The organism is Nocardiopsis sp. MT53 (genome assembly GCF_019598965.1).
GTDB lineage: Bacteria > Actinomycetota > Actinomycetes > Streptosporangiales > Streptosporangiaceae > Nocardiopsis > Nocardiopsis changdeensis.
Map to the genome: position 1 here is coordinate 2,083,524 of NZ_CP080599.1, position 21,400 is coordinate 2,104,923.

17 protein-coding genes are annotated in these 21,400 nt (G+C 70.8%); 9 read left to right on the forward strand and 8 right to left on the reverse strand.

What is annotated here, in order from left to right; translation table 11 throughout:
* Positions 1 to 187 precede the first annotated feature (187 nt).
* Together trxB and trxA are read left to right on the forward strand one after the other, a co-directional pair.
* Positions 188 to 1,120, forward strand: a complete 933-nt coding sequence (gene trxB / locus K1J57_RS09025) for a thioredoxin-disulfide reductase (protein WP_220563989.1) — start codon at positions 188 to 190, stop codon at positions 1,118 to 1,120.
* A gap of 74 nt (positions 1,121 to 1,194) precedes the next feature.
* Positions 1,195 to 1,518, forward strand: a complete 324-nt coding sequence (gene trxA / locus K1J57_RS09030; RefSeq protein ID WP_220563990.1) for a thioredoxin — start codon at positions 1,195 to 1,197, stop codon at positions 1,516 to 1,518.
* A gap of 280 nt (positions 1,519 to 1,798) precedes the next feature.
* Here the strand turns inward: trxA and K1J57_RS09035 are convergent, their stop codons facing one another.
* The 8 genes from K1J57_RS09035 to rpmH all read right to left on the reverse strand — a co-directional run bounded on the left by K1J57_RS09035 (position 1,799) and on the right by rpmH (position 8,149).
* Complete coding sequence (locus tag K1J57_RS09035) at positions 1,799 to 2,764, reverse strand: ParB/RepB/Spo0J family partition protein (protein ID WP_220563991.1); 966 nt, start codon at positions 2,762 to 2,764, stop codon at positions 1,799 to 1,801.
* 60 nt (positions 2,765 to 2,824) lie between these two features.
* Positions 2,825 to 3,640, reverse strand: a complete 816-nt coding sequence (locus K1J57_RS09040; protein ID WP_220563992.1) for a ParA family protein — start codon at positions 3,638 to 3,640, stop codon at positions 2,825 to 2,827.
* 128 nt (positions 3,641 to 3,768) lie between these two features.
* The gene (gene rsmG / locus K1J57_RS09045; RefSeq protein ID WP_220563993.1) at positions 3,769 to 4,485 is read right to left on the reverse strand and encodes a 16S rRNA (guanine(527)-N(7))-methyltransferase RsmG; all 717 of its coding nucleotides are present in this window, start codon (positions 4,483 to 4,485) and stop codon (positions 3,769 to 3,771) included.
* A 1,110-nt stretch (positions 4,486 to 5,595) separates the two neighbouring features.
* Positions 5,596 to 6,075, reverse strand: a complete 480-nt coding sequence (locus K1J57_RS09050; RefSeq protein WP_220563994.1) for a R3H domain-containing nucleic acid-binding protein — start codon at positions 6,073 to 6,075, stop codon at positions 5,596 to 5,598.
* A 77-nt stretch (positions 6,076 to 6,152) separates the two neighbouring features.
* Positions 6,153 to 7,094 (reverse strand): membrane protein insertase YidC, encoded by a 942-nt coding sequence (gene yidC, locus K1J57_RS09055; protein WP_220563995.1) that lies wholly within the window; start codon positions 7,092 to 7,094, stop codon positions 6,153 to 6,155.
* 28 nt (positions 7,095 to 7,122) lie between these two features.
* Positions 7,123 to 7,434 (reverse strand): membrane protein insertion efficiency factor YidD, encoded by a 312-nt coding sequence (gene yidD, locus K1J57_RS09060; RefSeq protein ID WP_220563996.1) that lies wholly within the window; start codon positions 7,432 to 7,434, stop codon positions 7,123 to 7,125.
* The gene (gene rnpA / locus K1J57_RS09065; protein ID WP_220563997.1) at positions 7,431 to 7,931 is read right to left on the reverse strand and encodes a ribonuclease P protein component; all 501 of its coding nucleotides are present in this window, start codon (positions 7,929 to 7,931) and stop codon (positions 7,431 to 7,433) included. Before rnpA ends, yidD begins: the two co-directional genes overlap by 4 nt.
* A 74-nt stretch (positions 7,932 to 8,005) precedes the next feature.
* Positions 8,006 to 8,149: a 50S ribosomal protein L34 gene (gene rpmH, locus K1J57_RS09070; protein ID WP_014909187.1), complete on the reverse strand. Its 144-nt coding sequence runs from the start codon at positions 8,147 to 8,149 to the stop codon at positions 8,006 to 8,008.
* 728 nt (positions 8,150 to 8,877) lie between these two features.
* Between rpmH and dnaA the strand changes: the two genes are divergently transcribed.
* From dnaA to gyrA, 7 genes are all read left to right on the forward strand, one after another.
* On the forward strand, positions 8,878 to 10,914 hold the full coding sequence (gene dnaA / locus K1J57_RS09075; RefSeq protein ID WP_220563998.1) for a chromosomal replication initiator protein DnaA: 2,037 nt from the start codon (positions 8,878 to 8,880) through the stop codon (positions 10,912 to 10,914).
* A gap of 1,389 nt (positions 10,915 to 12,303) precedes the next feature.
* A complete protein-coding gene (gene dnaN / locus K1J57_RS09080) occupies positions 12,304 to 13,443 on the forward strand; it encodes a DNA polymerase III subunit beta (RefSeq protein ID WP_220563999.1) in 1,140 nt (379 codons plus the stop codon).
* Positions 13,444 to 13,561: 118 nt separating this feature from the next.
* The gene (gnd, locus tag K1J57_RS09085) at positions 13,562 to 14,461 is read left to right on the forward strand and encodes a phosphogluconate dehydrogenase (NAD(+)-dependent, decarboxylating) (protein WP_220564000.1); all 900 of its coding nucleotides are present in this window, start codon (positions 13,562 to 13,564) and stop codon (positions 14,459 to 14,461) included.
* A 123-nt stretch (positions 14,462 to 14,584) separates the two neighbouring features.
* The gene (gene recF, locus K1J57_RS09090; protein ID WP_220564001.1) at positions 14,585 to 15,733 is read left to right on the forward strand and encodes a DNA replication/repair protein RecF; all 1,149 of its coding nucleotides are present in this window, start codon (positions 14,585 to 14,587) and stop codon (positions 15,731 to 15,733) included.
* A gap of 79 nt (positions 15,734 to 15,812) precedes the next feature.
* Complete coding sequence (locus K1J57_RS09095; protein WP_370634675.1) at positions 15,813 to 16,304, forward strand: DUF721 domain-containing protein; 492 nt, start codon at positions 15,813 to 15,815, stop codon at positions 16,302 to 16,304.
* A gap of 507 nt (positions 16,305 to 16,811) precedes the next feature.
* Positions 16,812 to 18,719, forward strand: a complete 1,908-nt coding sequence (gene gyrB, locus K1J57_RS09100; protein ID WP_370634676.1) for a DNA topoisomerase (ATP-hydrolyzing) subunit B — start codon at positions 16,812 to 16,814, stop codon at positions 18,717 to 18,719.
* A 71-nt stretch (positions 18,720 to 18,790) separates the two neighbouring features.
* Complete coding sequence (gene gyrA / locus K1J57_RS09105) at positions 18,791 to 21,385, forward strand: DNA gyrase subunit A (RefSeq protein ID WP_220564003.1); 2,595 nt, start codon at positions 18,791 to 18,793, stop codon at positions 21,383 to 21,385.
* The last annotated feature ends 15 nt before the right edge of the window (positions 21,386 to 21,400 follow it).

Genomic DNA, 21,400 nt, shown 5'->3' on the forward strand with positions numbered 1-21,400 from the left:
GGATGTCGCCGAAGCGCCGTGCCGACATGTCGGCGAAGACCCTTTCGCGGCATACCCCACCCCGGTAACCGGGGCGGATGTCCCCTTGGGAATCAGGTGCGCCTACCATCGGTTGTGCTATACCGACTCTCCCCCGAGGTCACCATCCCGTGGCGGGGGCATCTGATCGTGTGAAGGGCCTACGAGCGTGAGTGACGTCCGCAATGTCATCATCATCGGTTCCGGACCGGCGGGGTACACCGCCGCCGTCTACGCGGCCCGCGCCGAGCTGAAGCCCCTGGTGTTCGAGGGCTCCATCACCGCCGGCGGCGCCCTCATGAACACCACCGACGTCGAGAACTTCCCCGGCTTCCCCGACGGCATCATGGGCCCGGACCTGATGGACAACCTGCGCAAGCAGGCCGAGCGGTTCGGCGCCGAGCTGGTGCCCGAGGACGTCACCTCCGTGGACCTGGCCAAGCCCGTCAAGGAGGTCACCGCCGGCGGCGAGACCTTCCTGGCGCACACGGTCATCCTCGCCACCGGCTCCGGCTACCGCGAGCTCGGCGTCCCGGGCGAGAAGGAGCTGTCCGGCCGCGGCACCTCCTGGTGCGCCACCTGCGACGGCTTCTTCTTCCGCGACCAGGACATCGCGGTCATCGGCGGCGGCGACACCGCCATGGAGGAGGCCCTCTTCCTCACCCGCTTCGCCAAGTCCGTCACCGTGGTCCACCGCAGGGACGAGCTGCGCGCCAGCCGCATCATGGCCGAGCGCGCCTTCGCCAACGAGAAGATCTCGTTCGTGTGGGACACCGAGGTGGTCGAGGTCCTGGGCGAGGACCGGGTGAGCGGCCTCAAGGTCCGCAACAACAAGACCGGCGAGGAGAGCACCCTCGACGTCACCGGCGTGTTCGTCGCCATCGGCCACGACCCGCGGGTCGACCTGTTCCGCGGCCAGGTCGACCTCGACGAGGAGGGCTACGTCCAGGTGGACTCCCCCTCGACCCGGACCAACCTGGAGGGCGTGTTCGCCGCGGGCGACGTCGTCGACCACAGCTACCGCCAGGCCATCACCGCAGCCGGAACCGGCTGCTCCGCCGCCCTGGACGCCGAGCGCTTCCTCGCCGAGCGCGGCAACTAGCCGCGGCCGGCGGCCAACCGGGGCCGACCGCCCGAGACGGTCGGCCCGCAGTACCCGTCCGAACAAGGAGAACCATGTCCGCCGTCAAGAACGTCACCGACGACACCTTCGAGGCCGAGGTCCTCAAGAGCGAGCAGCCCGTCCTGGTGGACTTCTGGGCCGACTGGTGCGGCCCCTGCAAGCAGATGGCCCCGGTCCTGGACAAGTTCGCCGCGGAGCACGGCGAGAAGATCACGGTCGCCAAGATCAACACCGACCAGAACCCCGAGACCCCGCGGGCCTACGACGTGCTGGCCCTGCCGACCTTCAAGGTGTTCAAGGGCGGCGAGGTCGTCAAGGAGATCCGCGGCGCGCTCCCCAAGCGCAAGCTGGAGGAGCAGCTGGCCGAGTTCCTGTAACCCGGACTCACGGCCGCCGACGGCAGCGAGCACGGAAGGCCCCCAGATCACCTCTGGGGGCCTTCCGCCGCCTCAGGGGAGTCCGCTGTGGCCCCTCCCCCGCCGGGCCGCCCAGGAGCACCTGGGCGACCCGCGATGTTCCACGTGAAACATCCGGTCCGCGGGAGCGCCGGAGCACGGCGTCCCGCACGGAGAAACCGGGGCGCGTCCGGTGGTCGCCTTCGTGCGGCCCGGCGCTCGCGCCGGGTGCCGCGACCCGGGACGGCCCGCCGGACACGCCCTAGGCGCGGGACCCGCCCATCTGCGCGATGATGCGCTCCAGGTCCTCGACCGATGCGAACTCCACCACGATCTTGCCCTTGCGCTTGCCCACGTCCACCTTGACCGTGGTGTCCAGCCGGTCGGCCAGCGCGGTCGCCCACTCCTCGACGTGCGGCGGGGTGACCGCCTTGAGCGAGGCGCGGCGGGCCTTCGCCGCCTTCTCGACGTCGTGGCCGTTCTTCCGCAGCGCGACGATCTCCTCCAGGGAGCGGACCGAAAGGCCCTCCTGGACGACGCGCTCGGCGAAGCGCTCCATCTCCTCCGGCCCCTCCAGGCCCAGCAGCGCGCGGGCGTGCCCGGCGCTGATCACCCCGGAGGCCACCTTGGCGTGGAGCGTCGCGGGAAGTTGGAGCAGCCGCAGCGTGTTGGTGACGTGCGCCCGCGACTTGCCCACCCGCTGGGCCAGCTCCTCCTGGGTGGTGTCGAAGTCCTCCAGCATCTGCCGGTAGGCCGCCGCCTCCTCCAGGGGGTTCAGCTGCTGCCGCTGGAGGTTCTCCAGCAGCGCCTCGCGCAGCAGCTCCTCGTCCTTGGTCTTGCGGACCAGGGCCGGGATGACCTTCCGCTCCGCCAGCCCGCTGGCCCGGAAGCGGCGCTCCCCCATGATCAGCTCGTAGGGGTGGGACTCCCCCGGCGGCAGCTCGCGCACCACCACCGGCTGCAGCACGCCCACCTCGACGATGGAGTCGCGCAGCTCCTCCAGCGCCTCGTCGTCGAAGTGCTTGCGCGGCTGCTTGGGGTTGGGCCGGATGTCGGTGAGCGCGATCTCCTTCAGGTACGTGCCGTCCGGAATGGCCACCGGCACCACGGGGGCGGACCCGCCGTTCACCGATTCGGGAACGCTCTCGGACACCGTGGGAGCCGCCGGCGGCCCCGACGGGATGAGCGCCCCCAATCCCTTGCCCAGTCCGCGCGGTCGCTGACTCACCGGTACTTCCCTCCACACTTCTCGGTTCACGCCCGGCGGGGGCCGGGTCCACGTTCGCGGCTAGCGCTTCGCCCGGTGGGCGATCTCCCGGGCCGCGTCCAGGTAGGCGACGGCACCGCTCGAGGACGGGTCGTACGTCATCACCGACTGGCCATAGCTCGGCGCCTCGGAGACGCGGACGCTCCGCGGGATGACGGTGTCCAGGACGGTGTCCTGGAAGTGCGAGCGCACCTCGTCGGCCACCTGCTGGGAGAGGCGGGTACGGCCGTCGTACATCGTCAGCAGGATGGTGCTGACCGCCAGGCCGGGGTTGAGGTGCGACTTCACCAGGTCCACGTTCCGGAGCAGCTGGCCCAGGCCCTCCAGGGCGTAGTACTCGCACTGGATGGGGATCATGACCTCGTCGCAGGCCACCATCGCGTTGACCGTGAGCAGGCCGAGCGAGGGCGGGCAGTCGATGAGGATGTAGTCGAGGTCCGAGGTGTCGTACGCCGCGAACGCGCGCTTGAGGCGCGCCTCGCGGGCCACCAGGGAGACGAGCTCGATCTCCGCGCCCGCGAGGTCGATGGTGGCCGGGGCGCACAGCAGGCCGGGGATGTCCGGGACCGGCTGGGCCAGCTTGCGGATCTCCTCGTCCTCGACCAGGCAGTGGTAGATCGAGCGGGTCTGGTTGTCGCGCTCCATGCTCAGGGCGGTGGAGGCGTTGCCCTGCGGGTCGAGGTCGACGACCAGGACGCGCTGCCCGTGCATCGCCAGGGCCGCGGCGATGTTGACCGTCGTGGTGGTCTTGCCGACGCCGCCCTTCTGGTTGGCGACGCTGATCACCCGACAGGACGCCGGGCGGGGCCAGATCTCCTCCTGGCCCCGCGTGGCCATGGCGGCCTGGGCGGCACGGGCGAGAGGGGTCGTGTGGGTGTCCGACGTTTCACGTGAAACATCGAGCAGGTCGCCGTAGAGGGATGTTTCACGTGAAACATCGGGGTCATTGTGGGGCACGAATGAGTTCACCTCTTCCGTCCGCGCTTCTTCTTGCCGCCCCGCGTCTTCGACGGGGGCGAACCACCGTCGGATGTCACCGTGACGCGAACGACCGTGGTAGCGGGATCGACTTTACCCCGGCCCACCCGGATCACATCGCTAACACTGGGCCGCAGTTTTGAAACGTCTTGTTCGGCGGCGGCCAGCTCGGCCTCCGCCTGCTCGCCCTTGAGCGCCAGCAGGCTGCCGCCCTTGCGCAGCAGCGGCAGCGACCAGTCGGCCAGCCGCGGCAGCGGGGCGACCGCCCGCGCGGTGACGAAGTCGGTGAGGAGTTCGCCGTGCGCCTCCTCCGCCCTCCCCCGCCGCACCTCGACGTTGGGCAGGTCCAGGATCTCCACGGCCTCGTTCAGGAAGACCGTCCGGCGCAGCAGCGGCTCCAGCAGGGTCATGCGGATGTCCGGACGGACCAGGGCCAGCACCAGTCCGGGCAGGCCCGCGCCGGAACCGATGTCCACGACCTCCGCCCCCTCGGGGAGGAGCTCCTCGACCACCGCGCAGTTGATGACGTGCCGCTCCCACAGGCGGGGCACCTCGCGCGGGCCGATCAGTCCGCGCCGCACACCGTCGTCGGCGAGCAGCTCGGCATAACGGCGGGCCTTCGGCAGGGCGTCGCCGAAGATCTCCGCCGCCCCGGCCGGGGGTTCCGGCAACACGGCACCGGACTCCTCAGCGCCCGCGGTCATCGGTCACCACCGCCCATCTTTCATCGTCCATCGTCATCGCCACTTCCAAGAGACCGCAAGAGACCGCAAGAGGTCGTAGCCGCACCCGACGGATGCAGACAGCGGAGGGAAAGACCCCCACCGATCCTACGCGTCCACCGCCCCGGAGTTTCACGTGAAACATCGCGGCGGCGCCGTTTCACGTGAAACATGACGCCTCTCCGGGGGCGTGGGCGGCGGGCGCCTCCGCCGGGGGATTCGGTGTTTCACGTGAAACACCGAATCCCCAAGGGGACTTGTCGACACCTCGACCCGCAGGTGGCCCCGCCGCCGGAAGGCGGCCCTTTCTTCCTCTGGAGCACCCGCCCCTGGGATCCGGGACGCGGGGTCGCCCTCCTTCTCTCCTGAGGCCGGAGGGCACGGTTCTCCGACCATCGGCGACGGGACCCCGTGCACGCACACCCCGCCGCCCACCGCGTTGGAGTCGGGGGGACATGCGCGCGCCCTCACGGGAGCGCCCCTCCCCTCGCCCCGGATCGCGGACGCCCTGCGGCGGGCAGCCGCGGCCGGGTGGGAACCGCGGGGTGCCCCACGGCGGGCTCCCCGGCGCGGGCGTGCGCGCGCCCTCACGGGAGGCCCCTCCCCCGGATCGCGGACGCCCCGTGGCGGGCATCCTCGGACGGACAGGAGCCCCGGGCCGGTGGTCTACGGGCCACAGGCACCGGGCCCGGGGGGCGCCTCCGCGGGCGTGCGCGGCCGGAACTGCGGACCCGGGGGCGACGAGCACCGGGTGCCCGCGGCCACCCCTCGCCCCGGGCGGGCGGGAACAGGATCCGCGGCCCACGGGCCACTGCCGCCCGGGGCCTCGGGAAGCATCTCTCCCCGGCTCCGCCGGCGCCCTGCGGCAGGAACTCAGGGGTGTCTCACGGCGGGCTTCCCTGGGCGGGGGTGTACAGCCGGAAGTACGGTCCCAGGGGCTAGGCGAGCGCCGGCACCGCAGGGGGCCCAAGCTGAGGGGGCGGGGACTTGTCGACATGCGGGTTAGGGGATTCGTGGTTTCACGTGAAACGCGGGCATGCGAAAGGGGCGGTGTTTCACGTGAAACACCGCCCCTGCTTCGGCTTGCGCGGTCTACGGGACCGGGTGGACCACCACGTAGCGGTTGGGCTCCTCGCCCTCGGACTCGCTGCGCAGGCCCGCGGCCGCGACCGCGTCGTGGACGACCTTGCGCTCGAACGGGGTCATCGGCTCCAGCTCGTACGCGTCGCCGGTCTCCTTGACCTTCTGCGCGGCGTCGGCGCCGACCTGGAAGAGCTCCTTGCGGCGCCCCTCCCGGTACCCGCCGATGTCCAGCATCAGACGGCTGCGCTCACCGGTCGCCCGGTGCACCGCCAGCCGGGTCAGCTCCTGGAGGGCCTCCAGGACCTCGCCGTCCTCGCCGATCAGCTCGTCGAGGGTGGCCCCGACCACGGAGACCATCGCACGGTCGCCCTCGACGTCCATGTCGATGTCGCCGTCGAAGTCCGCGATGTCGAGAAGTCCCTCGATGTAGTCCGCGGCGATGTCGCCCTCGTTCTCCAGGGCCTCGATGTCGATAGGCGCCTCAGCCACCGCTACTCCACCGCTTCCTTCCTGGCTCGCTGTCACGGCGTTCCCGTCTCCTGTTCCCGCGTTCGGTACGCAGCTCGCTAGCGGGGCCCGCCACCGGTGCGCTTGGAGCGAGACTGCTTCTTGGGCTGCTTGCGTTCGATCTTAGGCTGTTCCACGGGCTGCGGCGCGGATTCGGGCTGCTTCTTCTTGCGCCCCAGCATCCCCTTGGCCGAGCCGTTCGTGTTGGCGGCCTTGGCGTCCACGGCCTCGCCCGGCGCGGGCTGGTTGCGGTACAGGAAGTGCTGCTGCACCATCGTCCACACGTTGGAGGTGACCCAGTAGATCAGCACGCCCACGGGCATCATGAGGCCGAAGAGCCCGAAGAGGGGCGCCATGTACATCATGATCTTCTGGGTCTGCATCATCGGGTTGTCGGGCATCTGCGCGACGCTGCGCTTCATGCTCTGGCGCATGGTGAGGAACGTCGTGGTGCCCATGACGACACAGGAGATCGCGATGACGACCTTCGCCATGATGGCGTTGGTGGCCCCCAGGGCCAGCAGCTCCTCCGAGGAGCTGTTGAAGTGGGCGGCGATGGGGGTCCCGAAGACCAGGGCCTGGCGGGCGCTCTCCACCAGCTCTTCGGTGAAGTTGTAGCGGACGTTGCCCTCGGCCACGCTGCGGAGCACGTTGAACAGGGCGAAGAAGACCGGCATCTGCAGCAGCAGGGGCAGACAGCCCATGAGCGGGTTGGTGCCGCTCTCCCGGTACAGCTCCATCGACTCCCGCTGGAGCCGCTCCTTGTCGTGCTTGTAGCGCTCCTGGAGCTTGCGCAGCTTGGGCTGGATCTCCTGCATCTTGCGCTGCGTGTTCATCTGCTTGACGAACAGCGGCACCATGAGCAGGCGCATCAGCATGGTGAGCAGCACGATGGACAGGCCCCACGCCCACCCGCTGTCGGGGTTCAGGCCGATCAGGCCCAGACCCGCGTGGATCTGGACCAGAATCCAGCCGACGATGTTGTAAAGCCAGTCCAGCACCGGCCAACTCCTATGTGCTTCGGTTCAGCTACTGGTCCCCGGGAGCGTGGCCGGTGGACCCGGCGCCGCCCGCAGACTCCTCGGACTCCTGGACCCGTCCCCGCGGTGGGGGGACCGGGTCGTAGCCACCCCTGGTGAAGGGGTGGCAGCGGGCGATGCGCCGGATGCCCAGCCACAGCCCGTACAAGGCACCGTGCGTGCGCAGGGCCTCGACGGCGTACGCGCTGCACGAAGGGTAGAAGCGGCAGACGGGCGGCAGGAGCGGGCTGATGAAGCGCTGGTATCCCCGGATGGGGAGGATCAGCGCACGCGCGAACACCGTCGGTTCGTGCTGGGTCATCGGTCCGTCCACCGTTCTCCGCCCTCTGTGGCCGGGCGGCCGCCTTCCGTGTCGCTCTTCGCCGGTTCCGGCGCCGAGGGGCCACCGCGTCCTCGTCGACGGCGCGCCGGCCCCTTGGGCCGGGGCCGCATCGCCGAGGCGATGGCGCCGTCCAGCTGCGCGCCCAGGTCCTCGTACCGCGCGGTGGCAGCGGAGGGTTTGGCACGCACTACCAGCAGGCTACCGTTTGGCAGTTCGGACAGCCGTGGCCGCATCAGGTGCCGCAGCCGTCGCTGGACGCGCTTGCGCACCACGGCCCCGCCGACCGCCTTGCTCACGATGAATCCGACGCGCGGGGGTTCCCCTACCGGCAACGCCTCCGGTCCGGCGGTGGTTCCCCCGGCCCTCGGCGGTGGGAGGTAGACCACGGCGAGGTCGTCGCGGGACGAACGGCGTCCGGAGCGCATGGCGGAGCCGAACTCGGTGCTGTGGCGCATCCGGTTCTCCGGCGACAACATCGGTGCCTCCCATGACAAAGGGACCGGCCGGCGCAAGGCCGGACGGTCCCGAAGAACGTGGGGCTGTGCGTGGCCTAGTGGCTCACGGTCAGCGCGGCGCGTCCCTTGCGGCGACGCGAGGCGATGATGGCGCGACCGGCGCGCGTACGCATGCGCAGCCGGAAGCCGTGGACCTTCGCGCGACGCCGGTTGTTCGGCTGAAACGTACGCTTGCTCACTACTGGCTCCAGGGGCGTGTCAGGAAAGTACTACGACAGGACCCCCAGGATATGCGGGGCCGCAGAGTGCCATGGCCGCGTGCACGCCGTCACCGGGACAGGCGTGGGCAGAATCGTCGGCATAAGCATAAAGAAGATACGACCCGGTCCGGGCGCGGTCAAATCAGGCGGGGTCGCGGGGGGTGTGTCCTCGCTCTCGCCCTCTTCACGGAGGGCCCGGGGGGCGGGGGACAAGTCGACAGGGAGACCTGTGGACAGATCGTCGTCCACAGGCGTGTGAGACTTCCACAACCCCCCACCCCTGTGGATAACCTCAGCCTGTGGATAACTCTCCCCACGACCGGCGCCACCACCCCGGCGCCCTGCACGGCATCGCCTTGCACACAGCCTGACCTGCATATTGTGGATAACTCTGCGAGGAGCCCACAGATCTGCCATCCTGTGGATAACCCTGTGGACAACCTGTGGACAACCGGCGCGGGCTGTGGATACCGGGAGGCGGCCGACACCCCGCCGACCGGCGGGCCCCGAAGTTTTCCACAGGCCCGTGCCGACCTTCACACCGGACATTCCGCCCACCCTGCCCCGGCAGTACCACGGGGGGAGGACAATGGAGAGCCGCCCTGCGCCGCCCCCGAGCCGACGGGGGCATCCGCGTACGCCCCCGTCCCCTCCTCCACCCGCACGAACAGACCCGTACCGAAGGGACAGCAACATGGCAGGTCGCCTTGGCTGACGCACAGGTCAACCTCGCAGCTGTCTGGTCCAGCGTGCTGGACGGGATCGACAACGACTCCCTGCCCGCGCACCAGCGCGCCTGGCTGCCCCAGACCCGGCCCCTGGGTCTGATCGAGGACACGGCGCTGATCGCGGCGCCCAACGAGTTCACCAAGAAGGTGCTGGAGAGCCGCCTCTACCCGGCCATCAGCAAGGCGCTCTCCGCCCACCTGGGACGGGACATCCGGGTCGCGGTGACGGTCGACCCCACCGCGGTGCCCACCCCGCCGCCCCCGCCCGCGGCGGCGCACCCCTACCCCCCTTCCCCGCGCGACACCGACGGGGCGGCCGGCACCCGCCCCGAGCCCCCGGCACAGCACGGCGGCGCCCCCGCGCTGTTCGACCAGGGCTCCGTGCCCGAACCCCCGCGGGAGCCGCGGGGCGGACACCACCGCCCCACCGCGCCCGAGCGCGCCTACGGCCGGCACGCCGCCCTGCCCCCCGAGGCCGACCTGCTCGGCTCGGGCCCCGACGCCTACTCGCACCCGGGCGCGCCCGGGCACCCCGCCGACACCGCTCCCCCGCGGAGCGACTCCTTCACCCAGGAGGAGCTCCAGTACGGCGATCCGGCCCCCTGGGCCGCCGCGGCCGCTCCGCCCCGGCGGCAGCCGCAGCAGCCCCGGCAGACCACCACTCCCCCGCTGTGGGAGCAGCCCGTCCACTCCGCCCCCGTCCCGGAGGACTCCTCCTGGGGGCGCTCGGCCTGGCCCGCCGAGGACCCGGGCTGGGAGCGCCCCAACCGCTGGGAGACGCCCGAGCCGCAGGCGCCCGCAGCCCCGGCCGCGGAGGAGCCGGAGCCCGCCCCTGCCCCCGACCTGCCGCCGCCCCCCGAGGCCGACGCCGCCGGCGCGCCCGAGCCGCAGGACATCCCGGCACCGGCTCCGAAACCGGAGGCCGCGAAACCCGCCCCGGCCGCCCCGCCCGGGCGCTCCCCCGAGGTGCCGCCGGGCGAGCACGCGCGCCTCAACCCCAAATACACCTTCGACACCTTCGTCATCGGCTCCAGCAACCGGTTCGCCCACGCGGCGTCGGTGGCCGCCGCCGAGGCTCCGGCCAAGGCGTACAACCCGCTGTTCATCCACGGCGGCTCCGGCCTGGGCAAGACCCACCTGCTGCACGCCATCGGGCACTACACGCACCGGCTCTACGAGGGCTCCCGGGTGCGGTACGTCAGCTCGGAGGAGTTCACCAACGAGTTCATCAACTCGATCCGCGACGGCAAGGCCGACGGCTTCCGGCGCCGGTACCGGGACATCGACGTGCTCCTGGTGGACGACATCCAGTTCCTGGAGAACAAGGAGCAGACGCAGGAGGAGTTCTTCCACACCTTCAACACGCTCCACAACTCCGACAAGCAGATCGTCATCTCCAGCGACCGGCCGCCCAAGCAGCTGACCACGCTGGAGGACCGGATGCGCAGCCGGTTCGAGTGGGGCCTGCTCACCGACGTCCAGCCGCCCGAGCTGGAGACCCGCATCGCGATCCTGCGCAAGAAGGCGGTGCAGGAGGGCCTGGCCGCCCCGCCGGAGGTGCTGGAGTTCATAGCCAGCAAGATCTCCACCAACATCCGGGAGCTGGAGGGCGCGCTGATCCGGGTGACCGCGTTCGCCAGCCTGAACCGGCAGTCGGTGGACCTGGACCTCACCAGCCAGGTGCTGCGCGACCTGGTGCCCGGCGCCGACGTCCCCGAGGTGACGGCGGGCGCCATCATGTCCCAGACGGCGGCGTACTTCGGGCTGACGGTGGAGGACCTGTGCGGGACCTCCCGCTCCCGGGTGCTGGTGACGGCCCGGCAGATCGCCATGTACCTGTGCCGGGAGCTGACGGACCTGTCGCTGCCCAAGATCGGCCAGCAGTTCGGCCGCGACCACACCACGGTCATGCACGCCGACCGCAAGGTCCGGGCGCTGATGGCCGAGCGCCGCTCCATCTACAACCAGGTGCACGAGCTGACGAGCCGGATCAAGGACCAGTCCTCGCTGAACTGATCCCGGCCGCGCGCCCCGGGGCGGCATGTCGACACGTCCACAGGGACACGTCGACATGTCGCCCCTCCGTCGTTCTCCCCTTCGCCGCTCCCCGCCCCGGGTCTCCGATCCCAGGGCCGTGGAGGGGGGAGGAAGGCGGGGCGGGCGGGGGCGCGGGGGCCGCGGACCCCGGGTGGGCCCCGCCCGGTCGACGTGTCGACGTGTCGCTCCGTCCACCCGTCCCCTTCTCGCCCCGTTCCGCCCCCGGCGCGCCCGCCCGCCGGCCACTCGCCCGGGGGCCGCTCCTCCCCGCGCCCCTCGGAGGCCGGGGCGCACCCCTTCCTCCACAGACCCGCCCCGCCTGTGCACAACCCGCCCGGATCAGGGCCGGGAACGTTGTCCACAGGAAGTTATCCACAGGCCGCGGCTCTCCACAGGCGGTTATCCACAGGCTTATGCCCATCCTCGCCCGGGTTCGGGAGCCTGGCGAGGTGTGCGGCCGAACGTCCCCGTCCCTGCCCGGAGCTGCGTTGTCGTCCCGGTTTCCCGGCCCGGAGGAGGGCTGTTGCCCTGCCCACACCTGCGGGGACGGCCGATCTCGCCAACGAACGATGGCCTCTTTCCTGTGGACAACCCTGTGCACAGCCTTTTTGCCGGGCTTCGCCGGGAATGCGCAGGGGGTCGAAAAAAATTTTTCGCCGAGTCGGGCCGAGTTATCCACAGGAGGGGGCTCAAATCTGTGGACAACCCTGTGGATAACCTGTGGACAACTACGCCGGGGCTGTGGGTAACCCGGGGTCGCCCTGTGGACAGGGATGGGGGTCATCGGGTCACCGGACCACCGGCTGCTGTGGACAACCTGAGGAAAACCTGTGGACGGGCCTGTGGACGGACTGTGGAAAACTTGGGGACGACCCGATTCATCCACAGGACCCCGAAGTTGTGCACAGGGTTCTCCACAAGCCCTGTGGATAAAAATTCCGGTGCTGACCTGGTAAAACGAGGGTTATCCACAGTATCCACAGGCCCTACTACTACTGCGCACCTTCATTAGCCCAAGGGTGGCTTCGAAACGGCAACGCGGAAAATCTGTGGACAACTCGCCGTGACCGCCGAGACGGCCGAGGCGTCAGCGGCAGCGGGTGAATCCGGGTAACGTGGGATCTCGCCCCTGTCCTCCGCCGCCCGGCTCCGAGCGGTGACCCCTAGCAGGAGACCGCGGCCCGGCCAGCCTCGACGGATCCGGCGACGCAGCAGGTCGGAGCGCCCACCCGGCGCCCGCCCCGCACCCGTCGTCCACAGCCTGTCGATGAGTGTTGAGCCGGCCCGATCCCCACAGACATCCGTCAGCTGCAACGTTGAGGCCTTCGGCCGGGTGCGACCCGTCCGGGGCGGAAAGTGAGTCGGCAAGTGAAGTTCCGGGTCGAACGCGACGTACTGGCCGAAGCGGTCGCCTGGACCGCGCGCACACTCCCGACGCGCCCCTCGGTCCCCGTCCTCGTCGGCGTCCTGCTGGAGGCCGGCGAGTTCGACGGCCGTCAGCAGCTGCGCCTGTCCGGCTTCGACTACGAGGTCTCCACGCAGGCCGTCGTCGACGTCGACGTCGAGGAGCCGGGCACGGTCCTGGTCACCGGCAAGCTCCTGGCCGAGATCACCCGCAACCTCCCCGCACAGCCTGTGGAGATCTCCACCGACGGCTCGAAGGTCGTGGTGACCGGCGGCAGCGCCAAGTTCACGCTCACCACCATGCCGGTGGAGGACTACCCCACGCTCCCGGAGATGCCCGGTGTGAGCGGGACCGTCGGCAGCGACGCCTTCGCCGCCGCGGTCAGCCAGGTGGCGGTCGCCGCCGGGCGCGACGACACCCTGCCGATGCTCACCGGCGTGCGCGTCGAGATCGAGGGCGAGACCATCACCCTGGCCTCCACCGACCGCTACCGCCTCGCGGTGCGCGAGCTCACCTGGAAGCCGGAGGACCCGGGCCTGTCCGCGGTCGCCCTGGTCCCGGCCAAGACCCTGCACGACACCGCCAAGTCGCTCACCTCCGGCGCCGAGGTCTCCATCGCGCTCTCGGGCAGCGACGCCGGCGAGGGCATGATCGGTTTCGAGGGCGGCGGCCGCCGTACCACCACCCGTCTGCTCGACGGCGAGTTCCCCAAGTACCGCGCCCTGCTGCCGGACACCTTCAACTCCGTCGCCGAGGTCTCCCGCTCCGAGTTCGTCGAGGCCGTCAAGCGCGTCTCCCTGGTCGCCGAGCGCAACACGCCGCTGCGCCTGTCCTTCACCCCGGGCCGGCTGGTCCTGGAGGCCGGGACCGGCGAGGAGGCCCAGGCGGTCGAGGTCCTGGAGGCCGAGCTCGAGGGCGACGACATCCAGATCGCCTTCAACTCCGGCTACCTGCTCGACGGCCTCGGCGCCATCGGCACCGACGTGGCCCGCCTGAACTTCACGACCTCCACCCGGCCGTCGATCCTCACCGGGAAGCCGGCCGCCGAGGGGGCCGAGCCCGAGTACCGCTACCTGATCATGCCGGTACGACAGCCGAACTGATCCGGGCGTTGCGGCCCGGTCGGCGGCGTCCCCGACACGCCCGGCCGGGCCGTCCCGCGGTCACCATCCACGGTCACAAGAACCCGCCCGCAGACGGCGTACAAGGGGGAGCGAGAGCATGCAGCTCGGAATGGTCGGCCTGGGGAAGATGGGCGGCAACATGGCCGCCCGGCTCCGCGAGAAGGGGCACGAGGTGGTCGGCTTCGACGTCGCCTCCCCCGAGCGCGACGTCGACGACCTGAAGACCCTGGTGGCCCGGCTGGCCGCTCCCCGGGTCGTCTGGGTGATGGTCCCGGCCGGAGAGCCCACCGAGTCCACCGTCTCCGCGCTGGCCGACCTCCTGGAGGAGGGCGACCTCGTCATCGAGGGCGGCAACACCCACTACGTGGACGACCGCCCCCGCGCCGACCGCCTCGCCGCGAAGGGCATCGGCTACATCGACGCCGGGGTCAGCGGCGGAGTCTGGGGCCGCCAGAACGGCTACGGGATCATGGTCGGCGGCGAGGCCGCCGACGTCGAGCGGGCCCGGCCGGTCTTCGACTCCCTCACCCCCGACGAGGGCGGCGGCTTCGTGCACGCCGGCGCGGTCGGGGCGGGCCACTTCGTCAAGATGGTCCACAACGGCATCGAGTACGGCATGATGCAGGCCTTCGGCGAGGGCTTCGAGCTCATGGCCGCCTCCGGCATCGTGGACGACGTCCCGGGCACCTTCGAGAGCTGGCGCGAGGGCACCGTGGTGCGCTCCTGGCTGCTCGACCTGCTGTCGCGGGCGCTGGAGGAGGACCCGGACCTGTCGGGCCTGCGCGGCTACGCCCAGGACTCCGGCGAGGGCCGCTGGACGGTCCAGGCCGCCGTGGACCTGGCGGTCCCGGCCCCGGCCATCACCGCCTCGCTCTTCGCCCGCTTCGCCTCCCGCCAGGACGACAGCCCGGCGATGAAGGTCGTCGCCGCGCTGCGCAACCAGTTCGGCGGCCACGCGGTCACCAAGGCCGACGGCACCACCGCGGCCCGGGACTGACCCCGGCCCGTCCGTCCCGGACCCGCCGGGGTCCGGGACGCCCCCGGCGTCGCGCCGTGCTCCCCCGCCGCGCCCTCCCTTTCCCTTCCCACCGTCCGTTCCCCTGACCAGGAGGAAGGCCGGATGTACGTTTCCCATCTGCAACTGGCCGACTTCCGTTCCTACCCGGAGGCCCTCGTCGAGCTGGGCCCGGGCGTGAGCGTGTTCGTCGGGTCCAACGGCCAGGGCAAGACCAACCTGGTCGAGGCGATCGGCTACGTCGCCACCCTCGGCAGCCACCGCGTCTCCTCCGACACCCCGCTGGTCCGCCAGGGGGCGGCCCGCGCCATCGTGCGCGCCCGGGTGGTGCGCGACGAACGGGACATGCTGGTCGACCTGGAGATCAACCCGGGCCGCGCCAACCGCGCCCGGATCAACCGCGCCGCCGCCGGGCGTCCGCGCGACGTGCTGGGGATCCTGCGCACGGTGCTCTTCGCCCCCGAGGACCTGGCCCTGGTCAAGGGCGACCCCGGGGAGCGCCGCCGCTTCCTCGACGACCTGCTGGTGGCCCGCTCCCCGCGGATGGCGGGGGTGCGCTCGGACTACGACCGGGTCCTCAAGCAGCGCAACGCCCTGCTCAAGACGGCGTCGGGGAGGATGTTCCGGCAGCGCTCGGCCCCCGACCTGAGCACGCTGGAGGTCTGGGACGCCCACCTGGCGGAGGCCGGCGCTGAGCTGCTGGCCGCCCGGCTGGACCTGGTGGAGGCGCTGCGCCCGCTGGTCGGCGACTCCTACGCGGGGCTCACCGACTCCGGCGGCCCGGCGGTGCCCGCGTACCGCAGCTCCCTGGCCGAGGACGGCGGGGAGCCGCCGCGCGGGCGCGCGGACCTGGCCCGGGCCCTGCGCGAGGCGATGGCCGGGCAGCGCGACCGCGAGCTGCAGCGCGGGGTGAGCCTGGTGGGCCCGCACCGCGACGACCTGTTCCTGGAGCTGGGCGGGATGCCCGCCAAGGGTTACGCCAGCCAGGGGGAGTCGTGGTCGTACGCGCTCTCCCTGAAGCTGGCCGCGTTCGACCTGCTGCGGGCCGACGGCGACGACCCGGTGCTCATCCTCGACGACGTCTTCGCGGAGCTGGACACCGAGCGGCGGCGCCGGCTGGCCGAGCGGGTCCGCGACGCCGAGCAGGTGCTGGTGACGGCGGCCGTCCCGGACGACATCCCGGCGGAGCTGGACGGCGCCCGGTTCGGGGTGCGCGAGGGAGAGGTCCACGGCGAGGAGGTCGCCGGTGGCTGAGCACTATCCACAGCCTGTGGATCCTCGCCGCGGTCCGGCCCCGGCGGACCCGGGCGCCGCGGCCCGCCGTCCACAGCCTGTGGACGGCCGCGCCGACCTCCCCGCCGGACCCCGCTCCCCCGCCGCCCCGGAGGGGCGGCCCGCCCCGGCCGCTTCCGGGGCCGACCTCGCCCGCCAGGCGCTGGCGCGCGCCCGGGCCGAGGCCCGCGACCGCGGCGCCATCCCCCGCGGCACCGGGTCGCGCCGCCGTGGCCGGTTGCGGTCACGCAACGAGCCGCAGATGTTCGGCGACGCGGTGAGGACCTGGCTGATCGAGCACGGCTGGCAGGAACAGGTCGCCATCGGCGGCGTCTTCGGCCGCTGGTCGGAGATCGTCGGCGAGTTCAACGCCCGCAGGCTGCGGCCGGAGAGCTATTCCGAGGGCGAACTCGTCCTGGTCGCCGACTCCCCGACGATGGCGGCGCACGCGCGTTCGATGGTCCGGGACCTGATGCGCCGGCTCAACGAGGAACTGGGCGACGGCACCGTCGTCTCCATCAAGATCAAGGGCCCCGGTTCCCGTCGGCGTTGAGTCCCCCGGTGGTCCGCGCGGCGGGCCCGGCCGTCCACAGGCTGTGGATATCCGCAGGTGGAGATGGTTGTGCGGGGGCGCACGGGGTAGGTGCCCGGTGGTGTCCACCGGTGTGACGGGGCGGGCGCGGGGGAATCGGAACCGAACCCTCCCCCAAGGCATCTGAAGCGCCCCCGGAACTCCGAAGAGCCCCTCCCGTGTGTGGGGAGTCGTCTCCCTCCCCGAACGTTCGTTGTGATGCGGCACAGGGCCGCCAATGCCACTTTGTCGTACCGCGCGGGGTATCATGGAGACGGTTCTTCAGACGCCTGTAGCCGGTATCACGCCCCCAAGAGAGGGTGGGCGGACGGACCGTGCGGCGAACGGTGATCCCCCAGGTGTCGCGGTATCCCCGACCCTGCGGTCCCCGTGCCGTCGGCCCGTCGTCATCCGCTCGGCCGCGGTCGGCAGGCGTCCCCAGCAGGAGGGTGTACCCACTTGGCCTACGACGCTCGATCAATCACGGTTCTGGAGGGGCTTGAAGCGGTTCGCAAGCGCCCCGGGATGTACATCGGTTCCACCGGGGAGCGCGGCCTTCACCACCTCGTCTACGAGGTGGTCGACAACTCCGTCGACGAGGCGATGGCGGGCCACGCCGACGCGATCGAGGTGACCCTGCTGGCCGACGGCGGCGTGCGGGTGGCCGACAACGGCCGCGGCATCCCCGTCGACCTCCACCCGGTGGAGAAGCGCCCGGCGGTCGAGGTCGTCCTCACCACGCTGCACGCGGGCGGCAAGTTCGACGGCAAGTCCTACGCGGTCTCCGGCGGCCTGCACGGCGTCGGCGTGTCCGTCGTCAACGCGCTGTCCACCGCCCTGGACGTCGAGATCCGCCGCGAGGGCCACGTCTGGCGCCAGCACTACGAGATGACCGCCCCGACGGGCGAGCTCGTCAAGGGCGAGGCCACCGACGAGACCGGCACCCAGATCACCTTCTGGCCCGACGGCTCGATCTTCGAGACCACCACGTTCTCGTACGAGACCCTGTCCCGTCGCCTGCAGGAGACGGCGTTCCTCAACAAGGGGCTCGCCATCACCATCCGCGACGAGCGGCCCGACCACACCGACGGCGGGCCGACGGTCAACACGTTCCACTACGAGAACGGCCTCTCCGACTTCGTCAGCTACATCAACGCCAAGAAGGAGCCGGCGCACGCGTCGATCATCTCCTTCGAGGAAGAGGGCGAGGGGATGTCGGCGGAGATCGCCATGCAGTGGAACCACTCCTACACCTCGTCGGTGCACACCTTCGCGAACGTGATCAACACGACCGAGGGCGGCACCCACGAGGAGGGCTTCCGCTCGGCGCTCACCACCATCGTCAACCGGTACGCCCGCGACCAGAAGCTGCTGCGGGAGAAGGACGACAACCTCACCGGCGACGACATCCGCGAGGGCCTCACCGCCATCATCTCGGTCAAGCTCGCCGAACCGCAGTTCGAGGGCCAGACCAAGACCAAGCTCGGCAACACCGAGGCCAAGTCCTTCGTCCAGAAGGTCACCAACGAGCACCTGCGCGACTGGTTCGAGCGCAACCCCGGCGAGGCCAAGGACATCGTGTCCAAGGCCAGCCAGGCGGCCCGCGCCCGCATCGCCGCCCGCCAGGCCCGCGACCTCACCCGCCGCAAGACCCTCCTGGAGTCCACCTCCCTCCCCGGCAAGCTGTCCGACTGCCAGTCGACCAACCCGGAGGAGTGCGAGGTCTACATCGTGGAGGGCGACTCCGCGGGCGGTTCCGCCAAGGGCGGCCGCAACCCGAACAACCAGGCCATCCTGCCCATCCGCGGCAAGATCCTGAACGTCGAGAAGTCCCGCATCGACCGCATCCTCAAGAACAACGAGGTCCAGGCGATCATCACCGCCCTGGGCACCGGCATCCACGAGGAGTTCGATGTCGAGAAGCTGCGGTACCACAAGATCATCCTGATGGCCGACGCCGACGTCGACGGCCAGCACATCCGGACCCTGCTGCTCACCCTGCTGTTCCGCTTCATGAAGCCGCTGGTGGAGCTGGGCCACGTCTACCTGGCCCAGCCCCCGCTGTACAAGATCAAGTGGGACCAGCGCGGCACCGACGCGAGCTACGCCTTCTCCGACGCCGAGCGCGACCGGGTGATCGAGGCGGGCATCGCGGCGGGCAAGAGGGACCCGCGCCCGCGCGACATGGTGCAGCGCTTCAAGGGCCTGGGCGAGATGAACGCCAGCGAGCTGTGGGACACCACCATGGACCCCGACCGCCGCGTCCTGCTCCAGGTCAGCCTGGAGGACGCGGCCCAGGCCGACGAGATGTTCAGCGTGCTCATGGGGGAGGACGTCGAGTCCCGGCGCGCCTTCATCCAGCGCAACGCCAAGGACGTCCGCTTCCTGGACATCTAGGGACCGGGCCCGGGCCGTGTCCCGGGCAGTGAACCGAGCTCAACGAAGCTTCGTAGAAGGGATCGACATCCGTGACGGATGCGAACAACCCGGACGCCCCTGAGGGAGCGGAATCCTCCGTGGAGGAGCTGGAACGCGTCACCGACCGCATCGAGCCGGTCGACATCCAGGTCGAGATGCAGCGCAGCTACCTCGACTACGCGATGTCGGTCATCGTCGGCCGCGCCCTGCCCGACGTCCGCGACGGGCTCAAGCCCGTCCACCAGCGCGTGCTGTACGCGATGTACGACGGCGGCTACCGCCCCGACCGCGGGTTCTTCAAGTGCGCCCGCGTCGTCGGCGACGTGATGGGCAACTACCACCCGCACGGCGACAGCGCCATCTACGACACCCTGGTCCGGCTGGCCCAGTGGTGGTCCATGCGCATGCCGCTGGTCGACCCCAACGGCAACTTCGGCTCCCCGGGCAACGACCCGGCGGCCGCCATGCGGTACACCGAGTGCAAGCTCGCCCCGCTGGCCATGGAGATGCTGCGGGACATCGACAAGGAGACCGTCGACTTCCGGCCCAACTACGACGGCCGCTCCTCCGAGCCCGTCGTGCTGCCGGCCCGCTTCCCGAACCTGCTGGTCAACGGCTCCTCGGGCATCGCGGTCGGCATGGCCACCAACATCCCGCCCCACAACCTGCGCGAGGTCGCCGAGGGCGTCGACTGGTACCTCGACAACCCCGAGGCCTCGGACGAGGACCTGCTCGACGCGCTCATCGCGCGGATCAAGGGCCCCGACTTCCCGACCCGCGGCCTCATCGTGGGCAAGCGCGGCATCGAGGAGGCGTACCGGACCGGGCGCGGCTCCATCACCATGCGCGCCGTGGTCGAGGTCGAGGAGGACAAGCGGGGCCGCCAGACCCTGGTCGTCACCGAGCTGCCCTACCAGGTCAACCCGGACAACCTCGCGCTGAAGATCGCCGACCTGGTCAAGGACGGCAAGGTCAACGGCATCGCCGACGTGCGCGACGAGAGCAGCGGCCGCACCGGCCAGCGCCTGGTCATCGTGCTCAAGCGCGACGCCGTCGCCAAGGTCGTGCTCAACAACCTGTACAAGCACACCCAGCTCCAGGAGACCTTCGGCGCCAACATGCTGGCGCTGGTCGACGGGGTGCCGCGCACCCTGCGCCTGGACCAGATGATCCGGCACTGGGTCAAGCACCAGATCGAGGTCATCGTCCGGCGCACCCGGTACCTGCTCCGCAAGGCCGAGGAGCGCGCCCACATCCTGCGCGCGCTGCTCAAGGCCATGGACCGGATCGACGAGGTCATCGCCCTCATCCGCTCCAGCGCCTCCGCCGACGACGCCCGCACCGGCCTCATGGGCCTGCTGGACATCGACGACGTCCAGGCCCGCGCCATCCTCGACATGCAGCTGCGCAAGCTGGCCGCCCTGGAGCGCAACCAGCTCACCGCCGAGTACGACGAGCTCATGGCGCAGATCGCCGACTACACCGACATCCTGGAGTCGGACACCCGCCAGCGGACCATCATCCGCGAGGAGCTGGGCGAGATCGTCGACAAGTACGGCGACGAGCGGCGCACGCACATCATCCCGTTCGAGGGCGACATGCGGATGGAGGACTTCATCGCGGAGGAGGACGTGGTCGTCACGATCACCCGCGGTGGGTACGCCAAGCGCACGCGCATCGACAACTACCGGGCGCAGAAGCGCGGCGGCAAGGGCGTGCGCGGGGCGCAGCTCAAGCAGGACGACATCGTCCAGCACTTCTTCGTCACCACCACCCACCACTGGATCCTGTGCTTCACGAACCAGGGCCGGGTGTACCGGACGAAGGCGTACGAGCTGCCCGAGGCCGCCCGCGACGCGCGCGGCCAGCACGTCGCCAACCTGCTGCCGTTCCAGCCGGGCGAGGAGATCGCCCAGATCATGGCGCTGCGCGACTACGAGGCCGCGCCGTACATGGTCCTGGCCACCCGCGAGGGCCTGGTCAAGAAGTCCCGGCTGGAGGACTTCGACTCGGCGCGTTCGGCGGGCATCATCGCGATCAACCTGCGCGAGGGCGACGAGCTGATCGCCGCCCGCCTGGTCTTCGGCGACGACGACCTGCTGCTGATCTCCAGCGACGCCCAGGCGATCCGCTTCCCCGCCTCCGACGAGTCGCTGCGCCCGATGGGCCGGGCGACCAGCGGTGTGATCGGCATGCGGTTCCTGGAGGGCGACTACCTGCTGAGCATGGACGTCATCCGGCCCGGGGACGGGTCCACCGACGTCCTGGTCGCCACCGAGAACGGCTACGCCAAGCGGACCCCCTCCGACCAGTACCCGGTGCAGAACCGGGGCGGCAAGGGCGTGCTGACCGCCAAGGTGGTCGAGGCCCGCGGCAAGCTGGTGGGCGCGCTCATGGTGGACCCGGAGATCGACGAGGTCTTCGCGATCACCTCCGCCGGCGGTGTCATCCGCACCGGCGCCGCCGAGGTCAAGCAGTCCGGCCGCACCACCATGGGCGTCCGGCTGATGAACCTCGACAAGGGCAACAAGATCGTCGCCATCGCCCGCAACGCCGAGGCCGGTGACGCCGAGGAGGAGCTGGAGGCCGCCGAGGGCGACACGGTCGAGGAGACGGTCGCGGCCGAAGGCGAACCCGAGGCCTAGACTGCGCGTTAAGTC